The following is a 23,025-nucleotide window of genomic DNA, read 5'->3' as shown; positions in this document are numbered from 1 at the left end:
CCGAGGCGGGATTTATTAGGTAATTGCATGTCCGAAACAACGCAACAAGCAGTGAGCGAGGGCGGGGCGTACGAAATACTGAAATCCAGGCTATTTCAGCAAGGCAAACAGCTTAAGTCCCTGTCTCAAACCTTTAATCAGAATCGTCAGTCGATTTTTGGCGGCACCGAAAGCCAGCTCGTCGGTAAGGCGAATGTCCAGACCGAAGCCCGTTCGATTCCAATCGACATGGCGCAGGTCAATCAGCAACTTTTATTTGGCTATCAGGTGCATGTGGGCCTGAAAGCATTGCCGTCTCTTCAGGATGTCTTTGGCTTATATCAGCTGCACGAACAAGACGGCACCTTCCGGATCGAACCTCTACCGTTAGAAGGCAGCTTCCTGACGGATGCCCGCTTCCTGCACGAATTCACCGAACTCTTTACGTATTACAGCGATGCACGTCTGACACAGATCTCCCGTCAGGAAAGCATTCTGTATATCGCATTCCAGATCGGGATGCGCCCGGAAGACCGCAAGGTTTTCCGTTTCCAGCTCAATGCCAACTCTGTTGAATACATTGATTCGCTGGGGAACAAACAGCTGGAAAGTGTCCAGCAACACGATTTTGATTGGATCATGACGACCCGCGACGATCAGATTGCCGGGGCTCATCCGCATGTGTCGATCCGCGATAAATTGTTTGTCGAATGTATCGGCGGTGATCTGACCATCAAAGTGGAAGATAACACGGACGATGGCAAAGGGATCTACAGTGAAGCGGTGGAAGATCCGCATCAGAGTGTGTCCGATGCATTGATTGAGTATGCCTTGCTTGGCGATCTGATCGCGTTAAAGATCAAACCGCACCGGGAAAAAAACGCGCGCTATTTTATCTATAACCCGATCAATCAGTCGGTCACCCGCGCCGATGCACTCGGACTCAGTGCCAAAGCCCTGCCGGAAGATCATGGTGTGCTTTACTCCCATGGTTTTGTGCTGGCAAACGGCGAAAGCAAGCAGTTCGACATGCCGTGGCAGCATCTGAAGTTCTTCCAGAAAATTGCCTCGCCAAATGGCGAAGATATCCTTTACTTCTTCTTCAACATGATGGAAGGCCATTATGTTGGCTTTACCTACAACATGATTGAGAAGAAGTTTGCGGCGCCGCTGGAAAGCCATGGTTTCAGTTTGTACCCCGATGGCCGGATGCTGGTGTTCCAGTTGTCTGAAAATGCCGAAGCGTCCACCATTCATCCGCTCCGGATCTGGGATACGCCGTTTTCCACGCCGGAACATTATGCCGCGCAAAATGCCAATGCCGACAGCGGCAGTCCGCTGTTTAATCTGGGTAACGCAGAGCTGGTGCGTGCATTGTCGTCGGTGTTGTCGATCTGTCAGCTGGCTCAATCGGAGGAAGTCACTCAGGCTGCGTTTGAAGTCTTGCTGAAAGAGTGTCAGAGCACACTGGATCATTATCACTGGCTGAATCACAACTATGCGTTGGGCATGGGCGATGTGATCAACAGCCTGATGGACACAGCAAACAAGATCATTGATGAGTTTGCCAAAGTCCTTCAGATGCAACGTCATGCTGAAGCAAGCCTGGCAGAGCATCAGCAGGTTGTGACGGACTTAATCGCGAAGATCAAACTGGCGCCGAAAGAGCAGGCGAATGTGCTGCTGTCGCTGCTGTCTGATCTGAAAGCTCAGGTCGGGGCGACCATGGCGCTGCGTCAGCAACATTACATGGACACCGACAGTGTGGATGCGCTGCTGGACAACCTGCAAAACAATCGTGAACAGCTCAACCAACAGTTGCTGGCATTGTTGCAGGAAGAAAAAGCGTATCAGCCGTTTAAGCAGCAGATTCACGACATTGAAGCCGCGTTAACTGAGGTCAGCAAAACCGCAGAAATTCAGGAACTTCAGCAGCAGGTGGAAACCCTGCGTGCAGACTTGCAGCTGGTTTCTGAAGAAGTGACCGATATTGAAACCGATGATCCGACGCAGTCGACCCGGATTCTGGATTTAACCACGGAAGTCTCGTCGTTACTGAACGCGGCTTCGGCCAAACTGAGAAATAAATCGCAGAGTCTGCAAAGTAACGAGGCTCAGGCTGAGTTCAGTGCCCAGTTCAAACTCTTGGGTCAATCGGTCAGCAGTGCGATGGAGCAGGCGACGACGCCAGATGAGTGTGATACCCAGCTGGCGAAGCTGGTGGGTCAGCTGGACAAACTGGAATCCCGGTTTGCAGATTTCGATCAGTTCCTGGTTGAGATTTACGCCAAGCGCGATGAAATTCAGTCTACGCTGGATAATCACAAACAGCAGTTGATTTCAGCACAACAGCGTCGGGTTCAGAACCTGATGCAGGCAGCCAATGTCACCATGGGCAGCATCGAAAAACGGGTGTCCCGTTTTGATGATGTGAAGGCGCTGAACAGCTATTTCGCCACGGATGCGATGGTGCTGAAGCTGCATCAGTTGTCGCAGTCGATTCGTGATCTGGGCGACAGCGTCAAGGCCGATAGCCTGGATGCCAAGCTGAAATCTCTGCAGGATCAATCCCTGCGTGCGCTGCGGGATAATCAGGATATTTTCGAAGACGGCGGCAAAGTGCTGCGGCTTGGGCGTCACAAATTCAGTGTGAACCAGCAGGCGTTGGATCTGAGTCTGGTCGAGTATCAAAAGCAACTGTGTACGCATATTTCGGGCACGGATTTTTATCAGCCAATCGAGGATGAAACCTTTCTGGCGTTACAAAATATTGCACGACTGGACGTTTCCTCTGAAAGCGACGCAGTTTATCGTGGCGAGTATCTGGCGTATCTGATCCTGCACAGTGCCATGAATAAAACCGAGGATCTGTCGTTGGATCAGCTGTATCAGGCTGGGCGGGACAAGTCACTGCTGACACGGGTTCAGCGTTTTGCAGCGCCGCGCTACAAAGAAGGGTATGTCAAAGGGATTCATGACCATGATGCAGCCCTGATTCTGCAACAGGTGCTCCCGACCTTTGAACAGGCCGGGTTGCTGCGTTTCAGCCAGCAGGCACGTGCAACGGCGCTGCTGTGGCTGATGAAGCAGGAAGAATCCGATCTGCATCGCTGGCAGCAGGAAGCTAAAAATGCGCAGTTGCTGAAAGAGCATCTGAATTCAGCTGAGGCATTCCTGTCACTTCAGCAGACACTGGCGGCATCGCTTGAGGGACAGGCTGCGATGGAAAGCAGTGGTTACCTGATCCGACTGCTGGCTGGCACGGATGGGCGGATTGAAGTCAGTCAGGATGCATTTGAGCTGAGTGAAGATTATCTGCAATTCCGTCGCAGCCTGGGCTGGGCAGGCGAGCAACAGGCGCTGGATACTGCATTTGCGGATCATCAGCAATGGCTGCTGGCTTATACGGCCCAGAAATCATACGGTCAGCCGTTTGTGGTGGAAGCCGCCGCGATTGCGGTGTGTAAAACGCATTCCGATCGGCTGTTGAGTCCGGTGGACTTCTCACTGGCTTGTCCGGTTGAGGGCTTGTTGGGTGAACACGATCGGGTTCAGGAAGGCAAGCTGACACTGGTTCTGGATGATTTCATTCAGCGAAGCGAACATCACCGCAGCGTCGTGGTGCCTCAGTTTGAAGCTTATCTGAACCAGCGGACCGCGTTGCTGAATCAGGCCAAAGAGCAATTCAGACTGAGCGAGTTCAAACCGCGTCCGCTGACGTCTTTCGTCCGAAACAAGCTGATCAGCGATAGCTATCTGCATCTGATTGGCGATAACTTTGCCAAACAGATGGGCACCGTCGGTGATAAGAAACGGACGGACCTGATGGGGATGCTGCTGCTGATTTCTCCGCCGGGCTACGGTAAAACGACCCTGATTGAATACGTGGCGCATAAGCTGGGACTTGTATTCATGAAGATCAACGGTCCGTCGATTGGTCATCAGGTCACCTCTCTGGATCCGGCCGATGCGCCTGATCAGAACTCTGCCCGTGAAATCGAGAAGATCAATCTGGCCTTTGAAATGGGCAATAACGTGTTGCTGTATCTGGATGATATTCAGCACACCAGCCCGGAACTGTTGCAGAAATTCATTTCACTCTGTGATGGGACGCGACGGATTGAAGGGACCTGGCAGGGGAAAACCAAAACCTATGACATGCGCGGTAAGAAGTTCGCTGTGGTCATGGCCGGAAACCCGTATACCGAAACTGGTGAAGCCTTCCGGATTCCGGATATGCTGGCCAACCGTGCGGATATCTACAACCTGGGTGACATGTTGTCGGATCAGCAATATGCCTTTGAACTGAGCTTCATTGAGAACTCGCTGACCTCCAACCCGGTTCTGGCACCCCTGGCAACACGGGATCTCAACGATCTGTATCGCTTCGTGAAAATGGCTCAGGGTGACGGCGTCGCACTCAGTGATATGTCACATTCGTATTCTTCAACAGAAGCCAACGAGATTGTGGCAACGCTGCAGAAACTCATGCTCGTTCAGCAGACCGTTCTGAAGGTGAACCAGCAGTACATTCTGTCGGCAGCAACGGCAGATGATTACCGCGTTGAACCGCCGTTCAAGCTGCAGGGTTCTTACCGGAACATGAACAAACTGGCTGAGAAGATCGCTTCCGTGATGACGGATGATGAGCTGAATACCTTGCTTCAGGATCATTATCAGGGTGAAGCGCAGACGTTGGCCAATGGCACCGAAGAGAACCTGCTGAAGCTGGCTGAACTGCGCGGCAATATGACCGCCGAACAGAAAGTTCGCTGGGAAGACATCAAGCAGGCTTATCAGCGCAAGCAAATGATGGGTGATGAAAGTGACCGGGCAGGACAAGTAGTTCAGCAACTGGCGATGCTGAATCAGCACATCGCACGGTTTGCTCAGCCTGCCAAACTGGAGGATCTGGAATGAATCAGCAACAGTGGCTCGACTGGCTGAAAGCGTCGCTTGAAGATGGCCGGCTGGATGACAGCGAGCGCCGGGAATTGCAGGCTTCGCTGGTGGAAGTGGGTCTGTCGGATGATGAGCGATCTTTTTTGCGTAATCAGAGCTTTAAACTCGCACAACAGGCAATACAGGAAGGGACAGAGTCCCTTGCTGTACTTCGCTGGCTGGAACGGGTGGTGAAAGTGCTGGATAACACCCGCAGCGCGGCCACGGCAGAAGTGGCAAGCAGCTGGTTTTCCCCGGGCCGTACTTGTGCGGCCGGCATTATTGAGCAGTTGCGTCAGGCTCGAAGCAAGATTGATATCTGTGTGTTTACCATTGCGGATGATGAACTGACCAAACATATTCTGGCAGCTCATGAGCGCGGTGTGCAGGTGCGCGTGATCACAGATAACGACAAGATCAATGATGCAGGCAGCGATATTGATTATCTGGCACGCAAAGGTGTGGCTGTGAAAATTGATACAACGCCTTATCACATGCATCATAAGTTTGCTGTGTTTGATGGCACCCGCCTGATCAACGGCAGCTTCAACTGGACACGGAGTGCGTCCAGATACAATCAGGAAGACATCACGCTGACGGATGACCGCCGTTTTCTGACTGCGTTTGAGCAGCAGTTTGAAGCACTCTGGCAGCGTTTTCCCTGTCATCAGCCTTAAGGAGCCGCTTACATGAATGGCATTGTGAACCCGGATTCTCCGCCTGCGGGCGTTGTGAACACTGCCGGTACACTGGAAGTCACACCTGAAATCGTTGCGTTGTCAGACAGCTTCGATCCATTTGATACTGTCGCGACCATCACTTTCGGGAAAGAAGCACTGGAGGAAATCACTGCGTTCTCGGATAACGTCCTGGAGCAGGTCCGAGTTCGTGACACCGGTGATGCCGGAGATATTCTGCAATCTATGGTGGAATCGATGGACAGCGCTGCGTTTGATCAGCTCAAAGGCAACAGCTTTCTGGCGAATCTGCCGCTGATTGGTGAGTTGTTTGACTCATTCAAGAAGTTCTCCCGCAGTTTTGATTCCGTGAAGCAGCAGCTTGAACTGCTGTCTCAACAGCTGGAAGCGCAGGAAGTGAAGCTGGCACACGATATCACGCAGCTGGATGGTCTGTACGATAACAACCTGACTTTGCTGAAAGGTCTGGAGCAGTATATTGCTGCCGGAAAGTACAAAATCAGCCAGTTGCATGCTGATGTGCTGCCCGCGTTGCAGGCGGCTTCAGAGCAGTCTGGTGATGCGCTGGAAGCTCAGAAGTATCGTGATGCCAGTCAGGCCGTTGCCCGGTTGGAAAAACGGGTTCACAATCTGGAGCTCACCCGGCTTGCTGCCGTACAGACGGCACCACAGATTCGTTTGTCGCAGGAAGGCAATAAGATGCTGATGGAAGATATTCAGGATATCGTCCACAACACTTTTCCGCTGTGGAAACGTCAGTTCCTGATTGCGATTTCCAATTACGAGAAAGAAAAAGCGTTAAAAGTCACCCGGACTGTGAAGGATTACACCAACAAACAGTACGTGAAAAACGCTGAGCATCTGAAAGTGCTTGAAGAACAGATTGCTGAGAACTACCAGCGCGGCATTCTGGATCTTGAATCTTTGCAGGCAGTAAACCAGTTGACGATTGAAACGCTGCATAACACTTTATCCCGCGTGAAAGAAGGTCGTCAGCAACGTGAGCAGGCCGAAAAAGTGATTGCGAAAGCCGAGCAAGAATTGAAAGTGGCGTTGCAGCAGACGCTGGATTGATGCACCCAATCGCGAACCAATTGGAACGGCAGCGCTTGCTGCCGTTTTTTTTTCGCAGGGGTTCCAGCTTGCTGTGTTTGATTCCAATGCTGACGGTTGTGTTTCTTCCATCTGACGATTGCATGATTCTGATCAGATGTAAGCTTGAGCAGAATACTGAAGTTCAGTGTCTGTAAATCGGTGATGCAGGAGAAACATTGCAATGGATTTAGACAGCGTTGCCTTTGTCAGCGCAAAGGCAACAGCCGAACCAGCTCAAGCACTGGCTTTCAGGTCCACCAGGTCAAATCATTCACGAACATCAGGTAAGCGGCCAGGCCAACACTGATTGCCGCCAGCGCGTTATTCAGGAACCAATACAGCACAGCGGCCAGAAGTGTTGAGATGATCTGCGGTAATCCGTAAGGCGCAACCGTGAAGTCAATATGAATGAATGTATAGACGACTAATAATATCATCACACCCACAGGCATTTTCTGACCGATAAATTTCAGATATTGGCTTTTTGCTAAGACGTCCATTAGTACGAAGGGCAATGCACGTAATAACAAGGTCACGGCTGTAATGGTTAAAATTGTCGTCAGAACGTGATGATCAGGAATCATGGACGAGCACCTCTTTACACTCAGTTTTATAGTCTTTGCTGATCAGGATCAGATAACAAATCAGGCCCGTTGCTAGGAATGAATGTTCGGCAATATAACGCTCAGACAGTATCCCTGCGACACTGGAAATCACGGCGTAAAGAATCAACTGGTTCTCCCGGTGGTGACGGACGGCATCAACGGCAAGGGTCACAAACATGGCTGTGAGCGCAAATTCAAATCCTTTGATCTCCGGTGGGATAATCGTCCCGACAAAGGCACCGAACAGTGCGCCACCCACCCACCATAAATGGCTGATCACCTGCAGTAATGTGATCTCTGAATCCCGGAGTTTTTGGCCCGCACCTGCGGAGGTGATGCCATAGGTTTCATCGGTTAATGCGTAAATGCCATAAATTTTTTGCCAGCGGGAACTGAATGAAGAGAGGGGGAATGACAGCCCGTAGAACAGATGACGAAAGTTCACAATCAGTGTCGTCCAGGCGATAGCAGCCAGAGGCAGGCCGGAGATGATGAAACTGACGGCCAGAAATTCAATCGAGCCTGCAAAAATGATCAGTGCAGAGAGCGGGGCCCAGAACCATTGGATACCACTTGAAACCATAAAGACACCCAATGCCAGACCCAAAGGAACATAGGCCATGGCCACGGGGATTGTTAATTTAAAAATAAAGTAAAACTGTTGAATATTCACATCTGAACCTGATTGAAAAACAATGTTGTGAGCAAAGAAAGCGCGCTTTGAGGAGAACGCACCGCATTTGAATGACTAATCGAATGCCCTCAGCACATCCACATAGATTGTGACTGCAGCGATAAAGAACATGACGGCCATAAACAGGCTGATCAGCGTTTTTTTCTGAACATAATAGGCCATCATTTTCGGCGTTGAAAAAGCTAAGGCATAAAATGAAAAAATGAGAATCCCCAGCACAGCACATCCCAGAACAATCCATGAAGGCGTGACACTGCTTGAATTGGCATTCATACCTGTGCTGATGACAGCAAGCCATACAACCATGGCTTTCGGGTTGGTTAAATGAATGCCCAGCCCTCTTAAATAATGCCTTCCCAGTCGATTCACCGGGTGTTTCTGCTGGACTTCCGGGCTGGTGGATTGCACCTCCGGATTCACGGAAGCCGCCGCTTCTGAACCCGAGCGGGCAGACAAGACCGTTTTCAGAGAAAGATAGGCCAGCCAAAGCAGGTAGGTGCCGCCCAGAACTTTGAGTAAATTAAACAACTCGACAGAGCGATGGACTGCCGTCCCCAATCCGAACGCAGCAATCACGCCCCACATGACCGATCCGGTAATGACGCCGAAAGCGATCGCCAGCCCGGCTGAGCGTCCGGATGCCATTGAAGTCCCCATGATCGCCAGATTCGCCGGTCCCGGGGATAGGGTACCGATACAATAAGTCGAATAAGCAATCAGAACGGGCAGAAGACTTTCCATCGTCTCTCCTATATGTTGTATAGCGTTCGATTCAGATCAGGCAGCGATGTGCCGGATCCTGCGACATTTTTTCTTCCAGCCAGCGGTCAATCTCAGACTGCCGGTAAAGCCGGTCTCCCCACTGCTGTTCCGACTTGGGCAGCGGTTTCCCCCGACTGATATAGTCAGTCAGTAACATCATGTACTGGGACAGACAATTGGCCCCGACTTTCATTCTGAGACTGCTCGCTGTTTCGTGCTCTGCAATCTGAAATTCATTCACATGGATAATCTGGCCGGAATCCACCGACGACGCTAAATGGTGGCAGGTCGAACCATAGGTTTTCTCGCCGGAATCAATGGCATAGTGCTGGCTGCCCAGTCCACGGTAGCGCGGGGGAGCCGGATGCAGATTAATCGCCCCTTTTCTGGCGCGCCGGAAAATGTGCTCGCCAAAAATGAAATCGCCCCGATAAGAGATGATCCAGTCACCTTCCCAGTCATCCACTTGTGAAGGATAGGGATCACCTGTATCCCAACACAGGACTTCCACATGGCTGAATAAAGTTTTCGTGTATTCAACCCCGTAATGACACCAGTCCATATCCACCACAGACAGCAAAATTTTATCCTGACATTTCATGATTTCACGCTCCCTGTTTCATTGAATGATTCAGCCCAAGCTGCAAAATTCGGACGGAGTCGGTTGAATAAATGAGCCACTTTTCCGACCATTGTTTCGATATCCTGTGAAGAGGCGATGAATGGCGGCGCAAATAAAAGATGATTGCCGTGGACACCATCGACGGTACCACTCCCCGGATATATCAGTAAATTCATCTCGAAAGCGGTTTGTTTTAAGACACTGACAAACTCAGCGCCACCGTTCAGCGGAGACTGTTCCTGCCTGTCGCCCACAAACTCAAGTCCGGTAAACAGACCGCGTCCGCGGATGTCCCCCAGATATTCAAAATCTGATAAAGCATCCTGAAAAAGTTGCCGCATCTGAACGCCTCGGTCCCGAACATTGGCCAGCAGATCCTCTTCTTCCAATATCTGCTGGGCGCTGAGTGCAATCTGGCAGGCAAACGGATGGTTCACATGCGTTTGACCGTTACGCAAAATCCCGGAACCCTGAGCGAGCACATCATGAATCGTGTCTGAAAGCAGATAAGCCGATATTGGCTGATATCCGGCGGCAAGCCCTTTGCCGATCACAACAATGTCCGGCTGTACATCGTCTTCAAGGTGCGCGAACAAATAGCCGGTTCGTCCCATGCCGGACATCACATCATCCAGCATCAGTAATACGCCATGACGCTCACAGACCGCTTTCATTGCCCGAAGATAGCCTTTTACCGCAGGAACGGCACCGTTCGTTGAACCGACGACTGGCTCCGCGATAAAAGCAGCAACGTTCTCCGCCCCAATCGACTGGATTCGAGACTCCAGCTCGTGAGCCAGACGATGGACATATTGTTCATCGCTTTCATCTGCCCGTTGATCACGATAGGCATAACAGGGAGAAACAAACTCGGTTTGACTCAGCAATGGCGTGAAAATGGATTGTCTTTCCAGATTGCCAGACAGTGCCAGTGCACCGAATGTACTGCCGTGATAACTCTGGCGTCGGCTGATAAATTGAGTCCGGGAAGGCTGACCGTTTTCACAGTGATACTGATAAGCCGCCTTCATGGCGACTTCAACCGCTTCGGAACCGCCGGACAAGAACTGAATTTTTCCCAGACCTCCGGAGCGCTCAACAAGAAACTCTCCCAATGCTTCAGCAGCGTGCGTCGTAAAACTGCCGGCATGGGCCCAGGACAGCATGTGAGCGTGCTCTTTCATTGCCTGTATCATTTTCGGATGACAATGACCCAGGCTCGAAACCGCGACGCCGCCACAGGTATCCAGGATTTTGTTGCCTGCAGCATCCTGCAGCCAGACGCCATCACCGCCAGACAGCAGGATCGGTCTTTCATTCAGCTTTTTATTGATTACGTAAGTCATAAATACCTGTGATCTGCTATTGGTTTGTCTGACCCGAAACTGCACGCTTGAAGGAAACCGCCTCTGTTGCCTGACGCTTCAGGGTGATCGGTTTGTCCCAGGTGGAGTGGCGCTGGTGGAAGCGCCGGTTAAATCGTCCGGTTCCCAGGAGAGCCGAAACTGCCCACACCGGCAGAAAAATGAACAGGTAACTGATCAAACACAGAAATTTCATCATGGTTTATTCCTTTATTGATTCATGTCAGTCCAGAGGAATGTCACGACGCCAGTCCACATTTTCTTCAAAAGGGGGCTGTTCGGTCTTCAGCAGCAGGCAATTCCCGAGAACAAGCACATCCATTTCGGTTCGCATAAAACACCGGTATGCTTCCTCTGGTGTGCAGACGATGGGTTCACCCCGGACATTAAACGAGGTATTGACGACAACCGGGCACCCGGAATCTTCCCGGAACTGCTTCAGCAGACGGGCATATTTTCCGTTTCGTTCTTCTGAGACGGTCTGAACCCGGGCCGACATATCGACGTGGGTGATCGCTGGCAAGGATGACCGGCATTCGTCAATCGAGCCGAGAGAACGGTTGATTTTGTCCGTCTGACGCAGTTCTTTCTGTACATCGGAAACCATCAGCATGTAAGGGCTGTCGTCAGACATCTCAAAATACTGTTTGGCATCATCTTGTAAAATTGACGGTGCGAACGGGCGAAAAGACTCACGATATTTAATTTTTAAATTCATGGTCTTTTGCATTTCCTGATTCCGCGGGTCACCAATGATTGACCGGGCACCCAACGCCCTGGGCCCAAATTCCATGCGTCCCTGAAACCAGCCAATTACCGCACCGCTGCTGAGATGTCCACTGACTGCTTTGAGCAGCGCTTCCTCAGGCAAGTGCTGAAAAGGGTAGTGATGCTGATTCAGGAAAGCGGCGATTTCGTCGTCTGAGAAGCCGGGGCCCAGATAAGCACCTTGCATTAAGTCACTGACTTTTAAAGCATGTGCGTACTGGCGTCCGGAACGTTTGATACTGGCATCCAGCGCGCTCCCCAGCGCACATCCAGCATCACCGGCGGCAGGCTGTACCCAGATTTCAGAGAACAGTCCGGCGCGGGACAACCGGCCATTCGACACGCAATTGAGCGCCACACCCCCGGCGAGGCATAAATTTTCTTCTCCGGTGAGTTGGCGGGCGGTTTGAGCGAGCCCCATCACGGCTTCTTCAATGACGACCTGAACGGAAGCGGCCAGATCGCACTCCCTTTGTGTGAGAGGCGATTCTGCTTCTCTTGCCGGACCACCGAACAGTTGGGCAAATTTTTCACCGACCATCTGTTTGCCGAACATGAATTCAAAATATGTCAGGTTCAGTGAAAATGAACCGTCTTCCCGTAAAAAGATGAGGTGTTCTTTGATGATATCTGCGTACAGCGGGGTGCCGTAAGGTGCCAGCCCCATGAGTTTGTACTCACCGGAATCGACCTTGAATCCGCAAAAATACGTCATCGCAGAGTAAAGCAGCCCGAGAGAGTGGGGATAAGAGATGGAATTCACGAGCGTGAGCTGGTCACCTTGGCCATGCCAGACAGATGTTGTGTGATATTCGCCGACACTGTCGATACAGAGTATTGCTGCATTTTCAAAAGGGGACGGAAAAAAGGCGGAGGCCGCGTGTGAGCGGTGATGATCATTGGCCTGCGCAGGTGGCGCTGTTCCCAGCGCCAGTGCTTTCAACTGTAAATCAACTTTATCCAGAACCTGATATTTCCACTGAAGCCATTGCGGGATCACCCGCATAAACGAATCGAACCCTTTGGGCCCGGCATGTGCAAAAGAATCAAGCACCCGCCGAAATTTCATTTTGGGATTTTCGTAATAGCTGACGGAGGTCAGGTCATCGAATGTGATCCCCGCTTCCTGCAGGCAGTAACGAATTGCATCGGCAGGGAAGCCTGAGTCATGACGAATACGGCTGAAGCGTTCCTGCTGTGCTGCCGCAACCGGTATACCATCACAAACCAATGCGGCTGCGCTGTCGTGATAGAATGCTGAAATTCCTAAGTGGTACTCAGGCATACACCTGCTCCTTTGCCTTGGGTGTCCGATTCAGTTCATGATGATGAAGCAACCCGTTCTGAGTCTTTTCATCCGTAATGTCTGACGGGTCAGTGGTGTGGTCAAAAAAGTTGAGCGCATCGGCATGCTTCACAATCGGCGCAAGTGACTCGTAACCAACCCGAATACGCTGCCAGAGTGTTTCTGCAGCTTCCTGATGCAGATACTGGCTCATAAAGTCATCGATCGATTCCGCAGCCCAGGCTGAATGCCCGGTGGAAACGTTATCGATGGTGTTATGAAGATCAACAAATGTGGATGGAAAGCCGTGATGATGCAGAAAACGGCTGGCATTCATATAACTGCCGCCAACCCCCGAAAGCTCCATGGCCAGATTCATTCCCAATATTTCAGGTAAATAGGAGATTGCTTTTTTTCCGAGGCATAACCAGTAAACGGGCAAATAAAATGAGGCGTCCTGGAAACGCTCATCAAAAGCGAAAGCCTGGCTTCCCGTTGCAGGCAATTCAATTGCCATCGCGCGTAATACATCCCGGTAAACCTTCGGATGGTTGATCGCATACATTCCGTTACCTAATTCATCCCAGTAGGTTTTAAAGAGCCGCGCACCATAGCGACTGGTTGCAAGCTGGATGTCCGTAAATCCCTGTAACCAGGAACCATCAATCAGGGTCAGCGGCGCAAGCTGCAGTGTCTGTTCGATGACGGTTTCTCGCTCTGGAATCGACTCGTCATCCATCTCACCGGCAGCATGACTCTGCTGCGCATGGGTGTTCAGCAACCACGCTTTCAACATGCCGGGCTGATAAATCCGAGGCAGGGAACGCGGTGTCTGATCAAGCGAGCCAGCAGCTCGGGTCAGCCAGAACTCAATGTAGTCGGTAACAAATGCAGACAACACGGGTGTCAGTGCGCGGCCTTGCAGCAGATGATAAGCCTGACGGATACTCTGGGGAGCCTGCCCTTGATGTTCATCACCCTGTGCAACGGTGACATGATGGGAAGGTTTGAAATGCGCTGTCAGTTCTTCAGCGGCGAAGCCCAAGCTTGAGTGAAGCCCGTTTTCGGGCGTTTTTGTTGCAGGTAAACTCAGAATCCAACGCCGGATCACATGAACTTCAGCGTCATCGAATATCCGGAACATCGGGCCGCCATATTGAATGAGCTGTTGAATCAGCGGACTTTTTTCTGGCTTTCCGGGCCGGATCAGACGTGAGCGGGCCAGGACATTTAAAAGCGGAATCGGATCTGTCACTGCATCTTCAAACCAATCCGACAATGGCTTTCCTTCCAGAGGGAAGTCATGGTGATAGACTGCCGCCGCCTGCGCTTTGTTCTGAATCAGAGTTGCCATCGCAAACGCCGGATCCTGACGAGCCTGAAGCTGCTTGAATAATGCCTGATGCCACTGGTACAAACCATTGAGCGCAATGCTGAATCCTGCTTGAATACGTTGCCAGTGCGCAGGATTGCGGGAAAATTCGGTGATCAATTGTCGGGATACATTGACAGGAGACTGCTGATCCGGAATCTCCTGGGTCAGGGGAAGGCTCAGATCCAGAAAACCGAGATCATGCTGGGGGCATGCTGCTTTGAGTGCTTGCCATGCAGGCACAATGCCCATAGAGCGCATGATGTAGTCGATTCCGATCAGTTCGGGAATGAATGCATCACTGCGACGACTCAGCATCAAGAGTAAAGATGGAAAACAATACATGGCATCACCAATATCCGGACGGGTGATCAGGTGATGGCTCTGCGTGGAGTAATCGCGTATGCCCAGATGTTTGCCAAGGGTTTCAAAGCAGTCTTTTCGACTGTGCAAAGCGGTGCCACCGCCAAAGTCATCTGCGAGCAGGCTGAGGCAAGCCAGCATATTTTGATCTTCAAATACGCCGGGCGCACTGAGACCTTGCAGCCACACTCCAAGCGAAGCAGCGAGCGGGGCAGACTGAATGACTATCTCAGAAATCTGCGTTTCCTCTGCTGCCAGTTTGCTCAGATCTGCCTGCCATAAGGACTGTAAGCGGGAAAGGTGTTCATCTATCTGTTGTTCGACAACCGTCAGCGAAGTCGCAGGCATATCTGTCCACCTGAAACAGTCGGATGTCTCGCTCTTCAGCTTTTCCAGTTGTTCACAGATATTCTGCTGATCTAAATATATTTCCGGATAGATGACATATTGAAACGTGTTTTTCCAGAACACTGGTCAGAACTCCCTTATCCCGAACATGGTGTGACTCGTGAATTCAGTGACTCTCAATCAGGTGATTTCGTCGTATTCAATCCAGTCTGATACGACAAAATCACCCTGCACCCTGTGTATCAGAGCAATCAGGCGGGTTTTAAAACATCGGATAGATCGAAGCATCCTTTTTCTTATTTTTGTTCTTTCTTTTGCCTGATTTATCTCTCGAAAACATGCTCTTGATTTTTTTCATGAATTTCTTCATCAGCTGTCTCTCGCTTTGTTAATTCATTCAAAAGTAATCTTGATACAATATCATGACCAGTGTCAGTGAAATGAATTCTATCAACAAACAACCAGTCATCTGACGTTATTGCTGCATCAAGGATGGGTGAAAAATTGATAAATCGAACACCCAGACGACGGGTTTCTTTTTCAATTTCATCGGCGTACTTCTGGCAGACATCTTTAGAAAGAATGTCGCCATACATTTCCTCAAAATTTCCCCTGGCTTCCAGTTCAGAGAAAATATCTTGTTCTTCTTTCGAACAATTCTCGCGCACCCAGTTTGCAAGCGGTTGAAGTACAAAGGTTAATGTTGCACCCATATCCTTCGCCAGTGCGTTCCAGCTTGCGATATGTCTTGTGGTGAGCGACACGGCATAATCCATTTGTTCATCTAGTGTAGGAATATTTTCATCCGGGCCGTCGTCTGATTTTCCAAACCATGAACTGAATCCAGAATTTTTTTTCTGCTTGAAGGCATCGAAAAAATCACGACACATAAAAAATGCGCCATGTTCCATACGCAGAGAAGCAGGCAAGCGGGCAAGACCGAGATCATTAAAGCCAGAGAATAATACGATTTCTTTGACGTGCTTCAGGCGGTGGCGATTTAATGTGAATAAAATCAATTCCTGCGTGGAGTTGAAGCTGCGGCCGCCGAAATTGAGCCAAGGCTCGTCTCTGGGGTCATATTTGCTCATCAGCGACGCCAGCGTATAGCGATCCTGGCTGGCACCTATCCCGAAAACGGTTGAACTGCCTGCAATTAATCTGACTGGCTGCTCGGGATCGATATCGCCGACAGCATATTTCTGATTGTTTACTTCTGAATATCGAAAGCCAAACTGATCCGTATTTACCACTGCCGAGCAGTAGTTATAGGGATGAAAATACATTAAGTAAGGCATCCAGTTGATATTGCCAGAGTCGGCAAAATCATCAGCATAAGCTGACATATGTGGCGTATAGCGCTCGATATGTGACATGATCCTTGTCTCTTTTCTTTTGATTTGGCTCGTATTTTTGATAACTGACACAGAACTAAAATCAGTGCACTGCGCCAGATTGCACGGTAAAGCTAGTCAATCCCTCTGATTCTGTCAACGTAGAAGACAGAAAAATGCTGCTACGTTTCTGTTGTAATTTTTGGTGTAAATTAATTGTTGTTATTCGTATATTTATCCATGTAAAAATGGGCTTAATGAATCAATCCTGGTGTTTTATGAATGTGTTTCTTGGTTTATATAATATTTTGGTCTTCTATGAAATTTCAGTCTGATGGTTGAATACCGACATCATTGGATAATCCATAAAAAATCAGAGTGGTTTTGGGTTCAAAAGTGGAAGGTTCTGGCGATAGAAGAAACATCTATTGCCAACGTCGAGCAAAAAATTGATATCGACCGACAGACGTCGTTGGCGGAAATTGGAATAGATTTTACCGGGCAATTTGAGTGCCAAGGGAGATGCCCATTTCTCTTGCCATCTGATCAATTCTGTCTTTGATCACGTTACCATTCCTTAGGCTGACTCCTTACATTGAATATCAAACGTTCAGGAAGGCGAGTTGGGGACGGCGATCGGCGGCAACATACTCTTTGAACTTGATAGAGATTTTTAATCCGTCAGCATTTGAAGGTATGAGTGGTGCGGCCATCTTTCATGTTGTTCAAAATGGCCTTGTTTCCGCGTACCATTTCCATGTCGCCTTCCTGGCCTTCGCCGGTGTAGTAGAAAATGCCATCGTCGCCGAAGTCGTCGGCATAGCCATGCTTTTCACCACCGTCACCGGTGAAAATGAAGATCGCATCCAGACCCGAAGGGGTCGAGATACCGCCCTGGGCCTGCTCTCTGTACACGCCGTGGATTTCTGACTGGCGGTGGTATTGCTTTCCGCCTTCGAACTTCCACTATTTCTTGTCATTACTAAAGCGGTTTCAAGAAAGGTAAGTCTAAACGAAGTGATAACATAAGTGAATTATTCCAAGTTTCGTCCTTGCCAATAGATATAACTATCTCTTCATAGACAGGATCTTTAGCTCTAACCCCATATTTTAGATAGAAAAAAGGCTTCACTTATGATCTGATAATCGTCGCCAAACAAACAACCAGAATCAACCGTGAAGCCGATGACGATTATCTCTTTAAAAAAGCAACTGGTGCAATTCTTCGATGCCAGTTTTCTCGAAAAAACTGCAAGAAAGTGTGGTTTTACTCAGCGGGCCAGAGCAATTCAGCCTCAACAATTGGTACTCAGCCTTCTCGCGGCTTTGAGCAAGGGCAATTGCCACGCCATTGCCGACCTTCATCGCCAGTTCAACGGGATGTGTCTGAGTGAAAAGCAAAATGTGGCTTATAAGCCTTTTCATAACCAGTTGCGAAAAGATAGTTTTGCCGACTTTATGAAAGAGCTGGTCAAATTTGCAATAGTTCAGCTGTTCCAGAAGAGTTCGCGTTCAATGCCAGCAAATTTATCTCATTTCGACGATGTTATTCTGCAGGATGGCAGTTCTTTTCGAGTTCACGACGGACTTCGTGAGGTTTTTCCAAGCCGCTTCAAAAACTATCCTGCTGCGATTGAATGTCATATGACCATGTCGCTGTTTGACCAGTCACCAAAAACGATGACAGTAACGGCAGATACAGCATCTGAGCGGACGTACTTGCCCACACCTGGCAACCTAGAGAAAAAATTGCTTTTAGCCGATGCTGGCTATGTGGATTTTAGCTATTTCGAGCAACTTTCTCGTCATAACGGCCATTTTATCGTCCGTGGCGGTAAATCACTGAACCCAACAATTGTTAGTGCCCACAATGGCAATGGTCGGCGTTTACCAAGATTAATAGATATGAAACTCAAGGATATTAGCCGAAAAACTAACCGCTCCGAAGTTCTTGACCTGAGATGCAAGCGAGGAAAGTACGAGTTCCGGGTGGTGCGTCGATGGTTCGCTGAAGAAAAGCGTTTTTGTCTGTGGTTGACAAACTTGCCGACATCACAATTTTCAGCAGACGATATCATGGCGCTCTATCGGTGCCGATGGCAAATTGAGTTGCTATTCAAGGAGTTAAAGTCGCATACGAATTGGCGTCGTTTTGTAACGGCACAAAAAGCCATTGCTGAGGGGCTGATTTGGGCCAGTTTGCTAGCGCTGATTGTTCGGCGAAGTATTGCCATAACCAGCCTGCCGTCAGTATCTGTATTAAAAGCGGCAAAAAATGTTGATGTTTGGCTACTTCCAATATTGGAAAGCTTGATGCACCAAGCAAGGTCTGAAATATCAGGGCGACTGGAATGGGCTATGGTATATATATCAATGAATGCTCGCAAAGCAGCTCAGAGAAAATCCAAGAAAGACAGAACCTTAGATGGAATTTATGAAAAGCTTAATGCTTAAGGTCCTGTCTATGACTATCTCTTAACATCAGTTCCAAGCGATGTTTGATAGATAATTAGAAGTTTCCATTGAACCTATAAATTTAAACGGAATCAGTTATGAGCATTGAAAATTGGGTTATAGGCATTATCTGTGCTTGCATTGGCGTATATACAGGGCATTTTATTTCTATGAAGGTGAGGGAATGGAATGGAGTATTATCGGATTTATATTATTACTGATAAAATTAATTTTTAAATAATCAATAAATTTCCAAGCAGGCTGATAGAAATTCGTAATGCTTGATAGAACACAGAACCGGCAGGTAATAAGGTAATAAATGTGTAAACAAGTTATTATTTAAAAGTAGTAAGTTTGAATTAAACAAGCCGCAAGGCGGCTTGTTTAAATCACCAGTTACTGTTTTGCCTTAATTCATCACGTACTGAGTTAACTTTAACCTCTAGGTTTGCTAAGGAATCAGTAAGTTCAATATGATTGTTGTTTTTAGAGTATCCTAAAACTCTTAAGTTCATAGTTCTTTGTATTATATTTATTTGGTCTTTGTGTAATGAGCCATTTGGCATCAACATATAGTGAGGCTTGTAGCTATCGTGTTTGAAAAATGTATCTTCAAGCAGTAATCTAATGTCAGGATCATTTACACCGCAGCCAATAAAAATGAACGTATGCGTTACAGATAGAGCTTCTAATATTTCATAGAAGTTACTATATTTTGAACGAGCTTCTGCATATTCTTTTCGTGTAAATATTAGTTTCTCTGGCGTGTCAATAGTCCCATGAGCTTTAATTATCAATCGTCCATTTTCTCTTATGGCTGAATGTATATCGCTGTCATAATGATTCTTTATGATTACAGATCCATGTGTTTGCCCCGTAGCATATGAATCATAAATCTTATCAAAGTTTGGAGTGATTACTAGTCTTGAGTCCAATCTAAATATGTTTTTATGAATATCCGCAGGGAGGTAAGACGGAGTTAAATACTCTTGACGTAGGGTTCTTACAAACTGTTCTCGACCCATTTTATCTTTTATAATCTCGCAAGATGTTAAATAGTCGTTTTCTTTTAGAAGTTTAATTATATGCTGTTTTGGACTTTCAACTTTATTAAGCATGTCAGTTAGCAGAGCGTGCCATGTCTTTGGTCTTTGGCCGTTTTTATTGGTGCTATTCATTGAGACACCAGAACCAATGTAAATGACACAACGCCGTCTAGCTATATCCTCAATAACATCCTCAGGCCAATTAATCATTAATAACCTCGATATTTTTAATAATGTTAATTGCTATTTTATCAAAAATGGCTCTTGAATCTTTAACCATTGAAAAATGTGCACCAACAACACCATCGCTAGACTTTAACTTAAAAATGGGGCAGTTTGCAGATTGAGATAATGGAATAAGGCTATGAAGGTTTTGTATCTCACCTAGTCTATAATCAATATTTAGTTCATCATTATCTATTAAATATTTGTTAATGACTGATGGGATTTTTTTATTGATTTTTTCATATGCGTTCACAGGTCTTTTCGTTCCAGAAACTGTTTTTGATGTATATTGCTGCACAGCATATCCAATGAAATTAAGATTCCAGTCAACGACTTCATTATTTACGCTAAAACTTTCTTTTTCATCATCTTTAAATAAATCTAAGCTCTGTTTTAACGCTTTTTTCCAAGACTTTAAAGATGCAGCAATGTTTTCAATAGCCGAGAGACTAAAAACATCAACGCTCATTGGAACAACAAAGTAATCCGAAGAAATTAATATAGCTCTATTTAGTGCTCCTAGTGATGGGCTTACATCGAAAAATATAAAATCATAGTCATCTTTATATTTGTGAATTAAATCTTTCATTACAAAAGTCGTTTGTAATCCCCTCTCGTCGCCGGAGATAGAGGATTTCCAATCGGAAGCAAGCAAATCTTCACTTAAAGCAAGATTTGGATCCCCTGGAATAATATCTAGATTGAATCGTTGGGAGTAAATCGGTTTGACTTTTTCTAATAAATATCCCTTACCTTTTTTTAATGGTTGAATGAAGTTCTCAATAGTATTTCTTTTTGCTTTTGAAAACATTTCCTCAACTACGGAATCTCCTAAACAATAAGCAGTCGAATTACATTGAGGATCAGCATCTACAATGAGTACTTTTTTTTGATGTTCATCAGCTAATATTGCTGCCACATTACACAGGAGAGTTGTTTTACCAACACCACCTTTATTGTTAAAAAACACGATACTTTTCATATAAATTAGAGCCTAGTTATTATTTTACCCAAAACCTCAATATCCCTTTCATCCAACTGCACAGTAGAGTTGGAGAACGCAATCGCTACCTTGTTACCTGGCAGCTTTTGTAGCGAGTTGATTGACGCATCCTCATCAATTTTGATCAGATACTGGCCTGAAATTGCTTTGTCATCAAACACCAAGTCGCCATTTTTTGCTATAACGATCAGGTTGTCGTTAGGTAGCACTCTTTTACTTTCTAGATAGCGGCGATCAAATTGGAGCTTTTCTTCCTCGACCAAATCACCATCTTTGAACGTGAAGTAAGGCAGGTTGACTGTGTTGTGAACTGCATTGGACTTATCACTTACATACATCTTACCTTCCCCCAAAAGAAGCCATTTGAGTGATATCGAATTAACTTGCACGGTTTTTCGATAATCAAGTATCTGAACAACTCGCAAGGATACCACCACGAACAATTATTCAATAGTGTTCAATGCACCACTTTGTCCCTTTGTCACAGTTCAGAAATTCTCTGAAATTTCAGGCATTGCCGTCGGCCAGGTGAACAAAATGATTCACGATAGCGACTGCCCATCCGTCCGAAAACACCAGGCAACCCAAAGGAAAAACCACTCATCAACATGGTGGCTTTATCGAATGAAGGCGCTGAAGCGATTTTCTAAGTAAGTTATTTGAATATGTCGCCAAGGGCAGGACGCCACCATGTTTGCAAATACAACACGTATATAGAGATGCCATAGGTTCCGGACATAAAAAAAGGCCGCATCTGCGACCTTTCACTTGTGACAATTAGGATTCAAAGTGACGTATCACTCTTTCCCGTACACGTTATTCTCTTGCTCTTGTACACGGATGAAAGTGGTGCGTTTGGTCAGCTCTTTCAACTGCGCCGCGCCAACGTAGGTGCAGGTTGAGCGCACGCCACCCATGATATCCTGGATGGTGTTTTCCACCGGGCCACGGTAAGGCAATAGGACGGTTTTTCCTTCAGCTGCACGGTAGTTGGCAACACCGCCGGAATGTTTGTCCATCGCACTCTGAGATGACATACCGTAAAATTTCATGAAGGTTTTTCCTTCTTTTTCAACAACTTCGCCATTACTTTCTTCATGGCCAGCCAGCATGCCGCCGAGCATCACGAAATCGGCGCCGCCGCCGAATGCTTTGGAAACGTCACCAGCACAGGTACAGCCGCCATCGCCGATAATCCGGCCGCCCAGACCGTGCGCGGCATCGGCACACTCAATAATGGCCGACAATTGCGGATAGCCGACGCCGGTTTTCACGCGGGTGGTGCAGACAGAACCCGGGCCAATCCCGACTTTGACAAGATCGGCACCTGCCAGAATTAGCTCTTCCACCATGTCGCCCGTCACCACGTTACCGGCACTGATCACTTTATCCGGGAAGGCTGCACGGACTTTCTCAACGTACTCCACCAGATGCTCCGAGTAACCGTTGGCAATGTCGATACAGATGAAAATCAGATCGTCCGTCAGCGCCATAATATCTTTGGTTTTCTGGAAATCCGCTTCGGATGTACCGGTCGAGACCATGACATGCTTGAGTACTTCCGCATGGTTTTCTCGCACGAATCCGGCCCAGTCATCCACAGTGTAATGTTTGTGGATTGCGGTCATCACCTGATGCTTCGCCAGCGTTTGCGCCATTTCGAAGCTGCCGACGGAATCCATGTTGGCGGCGATAATTGGCACGCCAGACCATTGACGGCCACTATGCTTGAATGTAAAATCGCGGGTTAATTCAACTTGAGAACGGCTTTTCAGGGTGGATCGTTTTGGACGAAACAGAACATCTTTGAAGCCCAGTTTCAGGTCTTGTTCGATACGCATTGAAGTTCCTTCTTTATCTTCAGTGTAGCGATTGAATATTGCTCCCAGGGGTGAATCATTGGCAGATGACTTCATTCCCGAAGAGCAGGCACAAAAAAACCGGAGCGTTGGCAGACGCTCCGGTTTTCAGCATTATAGGCAGAGAAAATTTTTCCACAAGTCTGAAATGTGCATTTTTTTTGTGGTATCCTCCCGAAGATTCCATCCTCGCTTTCCCCGATAGCCG

General features: G+C 47.9%; 18 protein-coding genes. 4 read left to right on the top strand and 14 right to left on the bottom strand.

The features are described 5' to 3' along the window. The first annotated feature begins 27 nt into the window (after positions 1-27). The 3 genes from KDD30_RS21650 to KDD30_RS21640 are packed head-to-tail and all read left to right on the top strand — an operon-like array spanning position 28 to position 6,692. Entirely contained in the window at positions 28-4,899 is a 4,872-nt protein-coding gene (locus KDD30_RS21650; protein ID WP_211650627.1) for a DNA repair ATPase, read from the top strand. Beyond that, positions 4,896-5,597, top strand: coding sequence for a phospholipase D-like domain-containing protein (locus tag KDD30_RS21645; RefSeq protein ID WP_211650626.1), 702 nt, complete (start codon positions 4,896-4,898; stop codon positions 5,595-5,597). The genes KDD30_RS21650 and KDD30_RS21645 overlap by 4 nt, the downstream gene beginning before the upstream one ends. 12 nt (positions 5,598-5,609) lie before the next feature. Beyond that, the gene (locus KDD30_RS21640; protein ID WP_211650622.1) at positions 5,610-6,692 is read left to right on the top strand and encodes a toxic anion resistance protein; all 1,083 of its coding nucleotides are present in this window, start codon (positions 5,610-5,612) and stop codon (positions 6,690-6,692) included. Positions 6,693-6,961: 269 nt separating this feature from the next. Here the strand turns inward: KDD30_RS21640 and KDD30_RS21635 are convergent, their stop codons facing one another. The 10 genes from KDD30_RS21635 to KDD30_RS21590 form a co-directional block, all read right to left on the bottom strand. Continuing rightward, positions 6,962-7,297 carry a branched-chain amino acid transporter permease gene (locus KDD30_RS21635; protein WP_211650621.1) on the bottom strand — a complete coding sequence of 112 codons (336 nt, stop codon included), beginning with the start codon at positions 7,295-7,297 and terminating at the stop codon, positions 6,962-6,964. Continuing rightward, positions 7,287-7,991 (bottom strand): AzlC family ABC transporter permease, encoded by a 705-nt coding sequence (locus KDD30_RS21630; protein WP_211650620.1) that lies wholly within the window; start codon positions 7,989-7,991, stop codon positions 7,287-7,289. The genes KDD30_RS21635 and KDD30_RS21630 overlap by 11 nt, the downstream gene beginning before the upstream one ends. 75 nt (positions 7,992-8,066) lie before the next feature. Beyond that, complete coding sequence (locus tag KDD30_RS21625; RefSeq protein WP_211650619.1) at positions 8,067-8,753, bottom strand: LysE family translocator; 687 nt, start codon at positions 8,751-8,753, stop codon at positions 8,067-8,069. A 31-nt stretch (positions 8,754-8,784) separates the two neighbouring features. Next, positions 8,785-9,375, bottom strand: coding sequence for a formyltransferase family protein (locus KDD30_RS21620; protein ID WP_211650618.1), 591 nt, complete (start codon positions 9,373-9,375; stop codon positions 8,785-8,787). Then, positions 9,372-10,742, bottom strand: a complete 1,371-nt coding sequence (locus tag KDD30_RS21615; protein WP_211650617.1) for an aspartate aminotransferase family protein — start codon at positions 10,740-10,742, stop codon at positions 9,372-9,374. The genes KDD30_RS21620 and KDD30_RS21615 overlap by 4 nt, the downstream gene beginning before the upstream one ends. A gap of 16 nt (positions 10,743-10,758) precedes the next feature. Continuing rightward, positions 10,759-10,959, bottom strand: coding sequence for a hypothetical protein (locus tag KDD30_RS21610; RefSeq protein WP_211650616.1), 201 nt, complete (start codon positions 10,957-10,959; stop codon positions 10,759-10,761). Positions 10,960-10,983: 24 nt separating this feature from the next. Continuing rightward, positions 10,984-12,813 carry a carbamoyltransferase gene (locus KDD30_RS21605; protein WP_211650615.1) on the bottom strand — a complete coding sequence of 610 codons (1,830 nt, stop codon included), beginning with the start codon at positions 12,811-12,813 and terminating at the stop codon, positions 10,984-10,986. Further along, on the bottom strand, positions 12,806-14,896 hold the full coding sequence (locus KDD30_RS21600; protein WP_211650614.1) for an iron-containing redox enzyme family protein: 2,091 nt from the start codon (positions 14,894-14,896) through the stop codon (positions 12,806-12,808). The genes KDD30_RS21605 and KDD30_RS21600 overlap by 8 nt, the downstream gene beginning before the upstream one ends. A 323-nt stretch (positions 14,897-15,219) precedes the next feature. After that, a complete protein-coding gene (locus KDD30_RS21595) occupies positions 15,220-16,272 on the bottom strand; it encodes an SGNH/GDSL hydrolase family protein (RefSeq protein WP_211650609.1) in 1,053 nt (350 codons plus the stop codon). 639 nt (positions 16,273-16,911) lie between these two features. Further along, positions 16,912-17,145 carry a hypothetical protein gene (locus KDD30_RS21590; protein ID WP_211650607.1) on the bottom strand — a complete coding sequence of 78 codons (234 nt, stop codon included), beginning with the start codon at positions 17,143-17,145 and terminating at the stop codon, positions 16,912-16,914. Between the two features lie 270 nt (positions 17,146-17,415). Here KDD30_RS21590 and KDD30_RS21585 point away from each other — a divergent pair, with 270 nt between their 5' ends. After that, complete coding sequence (locus KDD30_RS21585) at positions 17,416-18,684, top strand: IS4 family transposase (RefSeq protein WP_211646538.1); 1,269 nt, start codon at positions 17,416-17,418, stop codon at positions 18,682-18,684. A 389-nt stretch (positions 18,685-19,073) separates the two neighbouring features. Here KDD30_RS21585 and KDD30_RS21580 read toward each other — a convergent pair whose 3' ends face one another. The 4 genes from KDD30_RS21580 to KDD30_RS21565 all read right to left on the bottom strand — a co-directional run bounded on the left by KDD30_RS21580 (position 19,074) and on the right by KDD30_RS21565 (position 22,799). Beyond that, complete coding sequence (locus KDD30_RS21580) at positions 19,074-19,862, bottom strand: SIR2 family protein (protein ID WP_211650605.1); 789 nt, start codon at positions 19,860-19,862, stop codon at positions 19,074-19,076. Positions 19,863-19,932: 70 nt separating this feature from the next. After that, on the bottom strand, positions 19,933-20,937 hold the full coding sequence (locus KDD30_RS21575; protein ID WP_211650603.1) for a ParA family protein: 1,005 nt from the start codon (positions 20,935-20,937) through the stop codon (positions 19,933-19,935). Between the two features lie 5 nt (positions 20,938-20,942). Beyond that, positions 20,943-21,296, bottom strand: a complete 354-nt coding sequence (locus KDD30_RS21570; RefSeq protein ID WP_211650601.1) for a hypothetical protein — start codon at positions 21,294-21,296, stop codon at positions 20,943-20,945. Positions 21,297-21,755: 459 nt separating this feature from the next. Next, the gene (locus tag KDD30_RS21565; RefSeq protein WP_211650598.1) at positions 21,756-22,799 is read right to left on the bottom strand and encodes a GMP reductase; all 1,044 of its coding nucleotides are present in this window, start codon (positions 22,797-22,799) and stop codon (positions 21,756-21,758) included. Between the last annotated feature and the right edge of the window lie 226 nt (positions 22,800-23,025).

Origin of the sequence: Photobacterium sp. GJ3, from assembly GCF_018199995.1 — a bacterium.
Classification (GTDB): domain Bacteria; phylum Pseudomonadota; class Gammaproteobacteria; order Enterobacterales; family Vibrionaceae; genus Photobacterium.
Note: the sequence above shows the minus strand (reverse complement) of the source record. Positions and strands in the feature narration are given on the sequence as shown.

What these genes read in the sequence shown, in the direction of transcription:
- KDD30_RS21650 (WP_211650627.1), top strand. Translation starts at nt 28, where the DNA reads ATGTCCGAAACAACGCAACAAGCAGTGAGCGAGGGCGGGGCGTACGAA.
- KDD30_RS21645 (WP_211650626.1), top strand. Translation starts at nt 4,896, where the DNA reads ATGAATCAGCAACAGTGGCTCGACTGGCTGAAAGCGTCGCTTGAAGAT.
- KDD30_RS21640 (WP_211650622.1), top strand. Translation starts at nt 5,610, where the DNA reads ATGAATGGCATTGTGAACCCGGATTCTCCGCCTGCGGGCGTTGTGAAC.
- KDD30_RS21635 (WP_211650621.1), bottom strand. Translation starts at nt 7,297, where the DNA reads ATGATTCCTGATCATCACGTTCTGACGACAATTTTAACCATTACAGCC.
- KDD30_RS21625 (WP_211650619.1), bottom strand. Translation starts at nt 8,753, where the DNA reads ATGGAAAGTCTTCTGCCCGTTCTGATTGCTTATTCGACTTATTGTATC.
- KDD30_RS21620 (WP_211650618.1), bottom strand. Translation starts at nt 9,375, where the DNA reads ATGAAATGTCAGGATAAAATTTTGCTGTCTGTGGTGGATATGGACTGG.
- KDD30_RS21615 (WP_211650617.1), bottom strand. Translation starts at nt 10,742, where the DNA reads ATGACTTACGTAATCAATAAAAAGCTGAATGAAAGACCGATCCTGCTG.
- KDD30_RS21610 (WP_211650616.1), bottom strand. Translation starts at nt 10,959, where the DNA reads ATGATGAAATTTCTGTGTTTGATCAGTTACCTGTTCATTTTTCTGCCG.
- KDD30_RS21605 (WP_211650615.1), bottom strand. Translation starts at nt 12,813, where the DNA reads ATGCCTGAGTACCACTTAGGAATTTCAGCATTCTATCACGACAGCGCA.
- KDD30_RS21600 (WP_211650614.1), bottom strand. Translation starts at nt 14,896, where the DNA reads ATGCCTGCGACTTCGCTGACGGTTGTCGAACAACAGATAGATGAACAC.
- KDD30_RS21595 (WP_211650609.1), bottom strand. Translation starts at nt 16,272, where the DNA reads ATGTCACATATCGAGCGCTATACGCCACATATGTCAGCTTATGCTGAT.
- KDD30_RS21585 (WP_211646538.1), top strand. Translation starts at nt 17,416, where the DNA reads ATGACGATTATCTCTTTAAAAAAGCAACTGGTGCAATTCTTCGATGCC.
- KDD30_RS21580 (WP_211650605.1), bottom strand. Translation starts at nt 19,862, where the DNA reads ATGAATAGCACCAATAAAAACGGCCAAAGACCAAAGACATGGCACGCT.
- KDD30_RS21575 (WP_211650603.1), bottom strand. Translation starts at nt 20,937, where the DNA reads ATGAAAAGTATCGTGTTTTTTAACAATAAAGGTGGTGTTGGTAAAACA.
- KDD30_RS21570 (WP_211650601.1), bottom strand. Translation starts at nt 21,296, where the DNA reads ATGTATGTAAGTGATAAGTCCAATGCAGTTCACAACACAGTCAACCTG.
- KDD30_RS21565 (WP_211650598.1), bottom strand. Translation starts at nt 22,799, where the DNA reads ATGCGTATCGAACAAGACCTGAAACTGGGCTTCAAAGATGTTCTGTTT.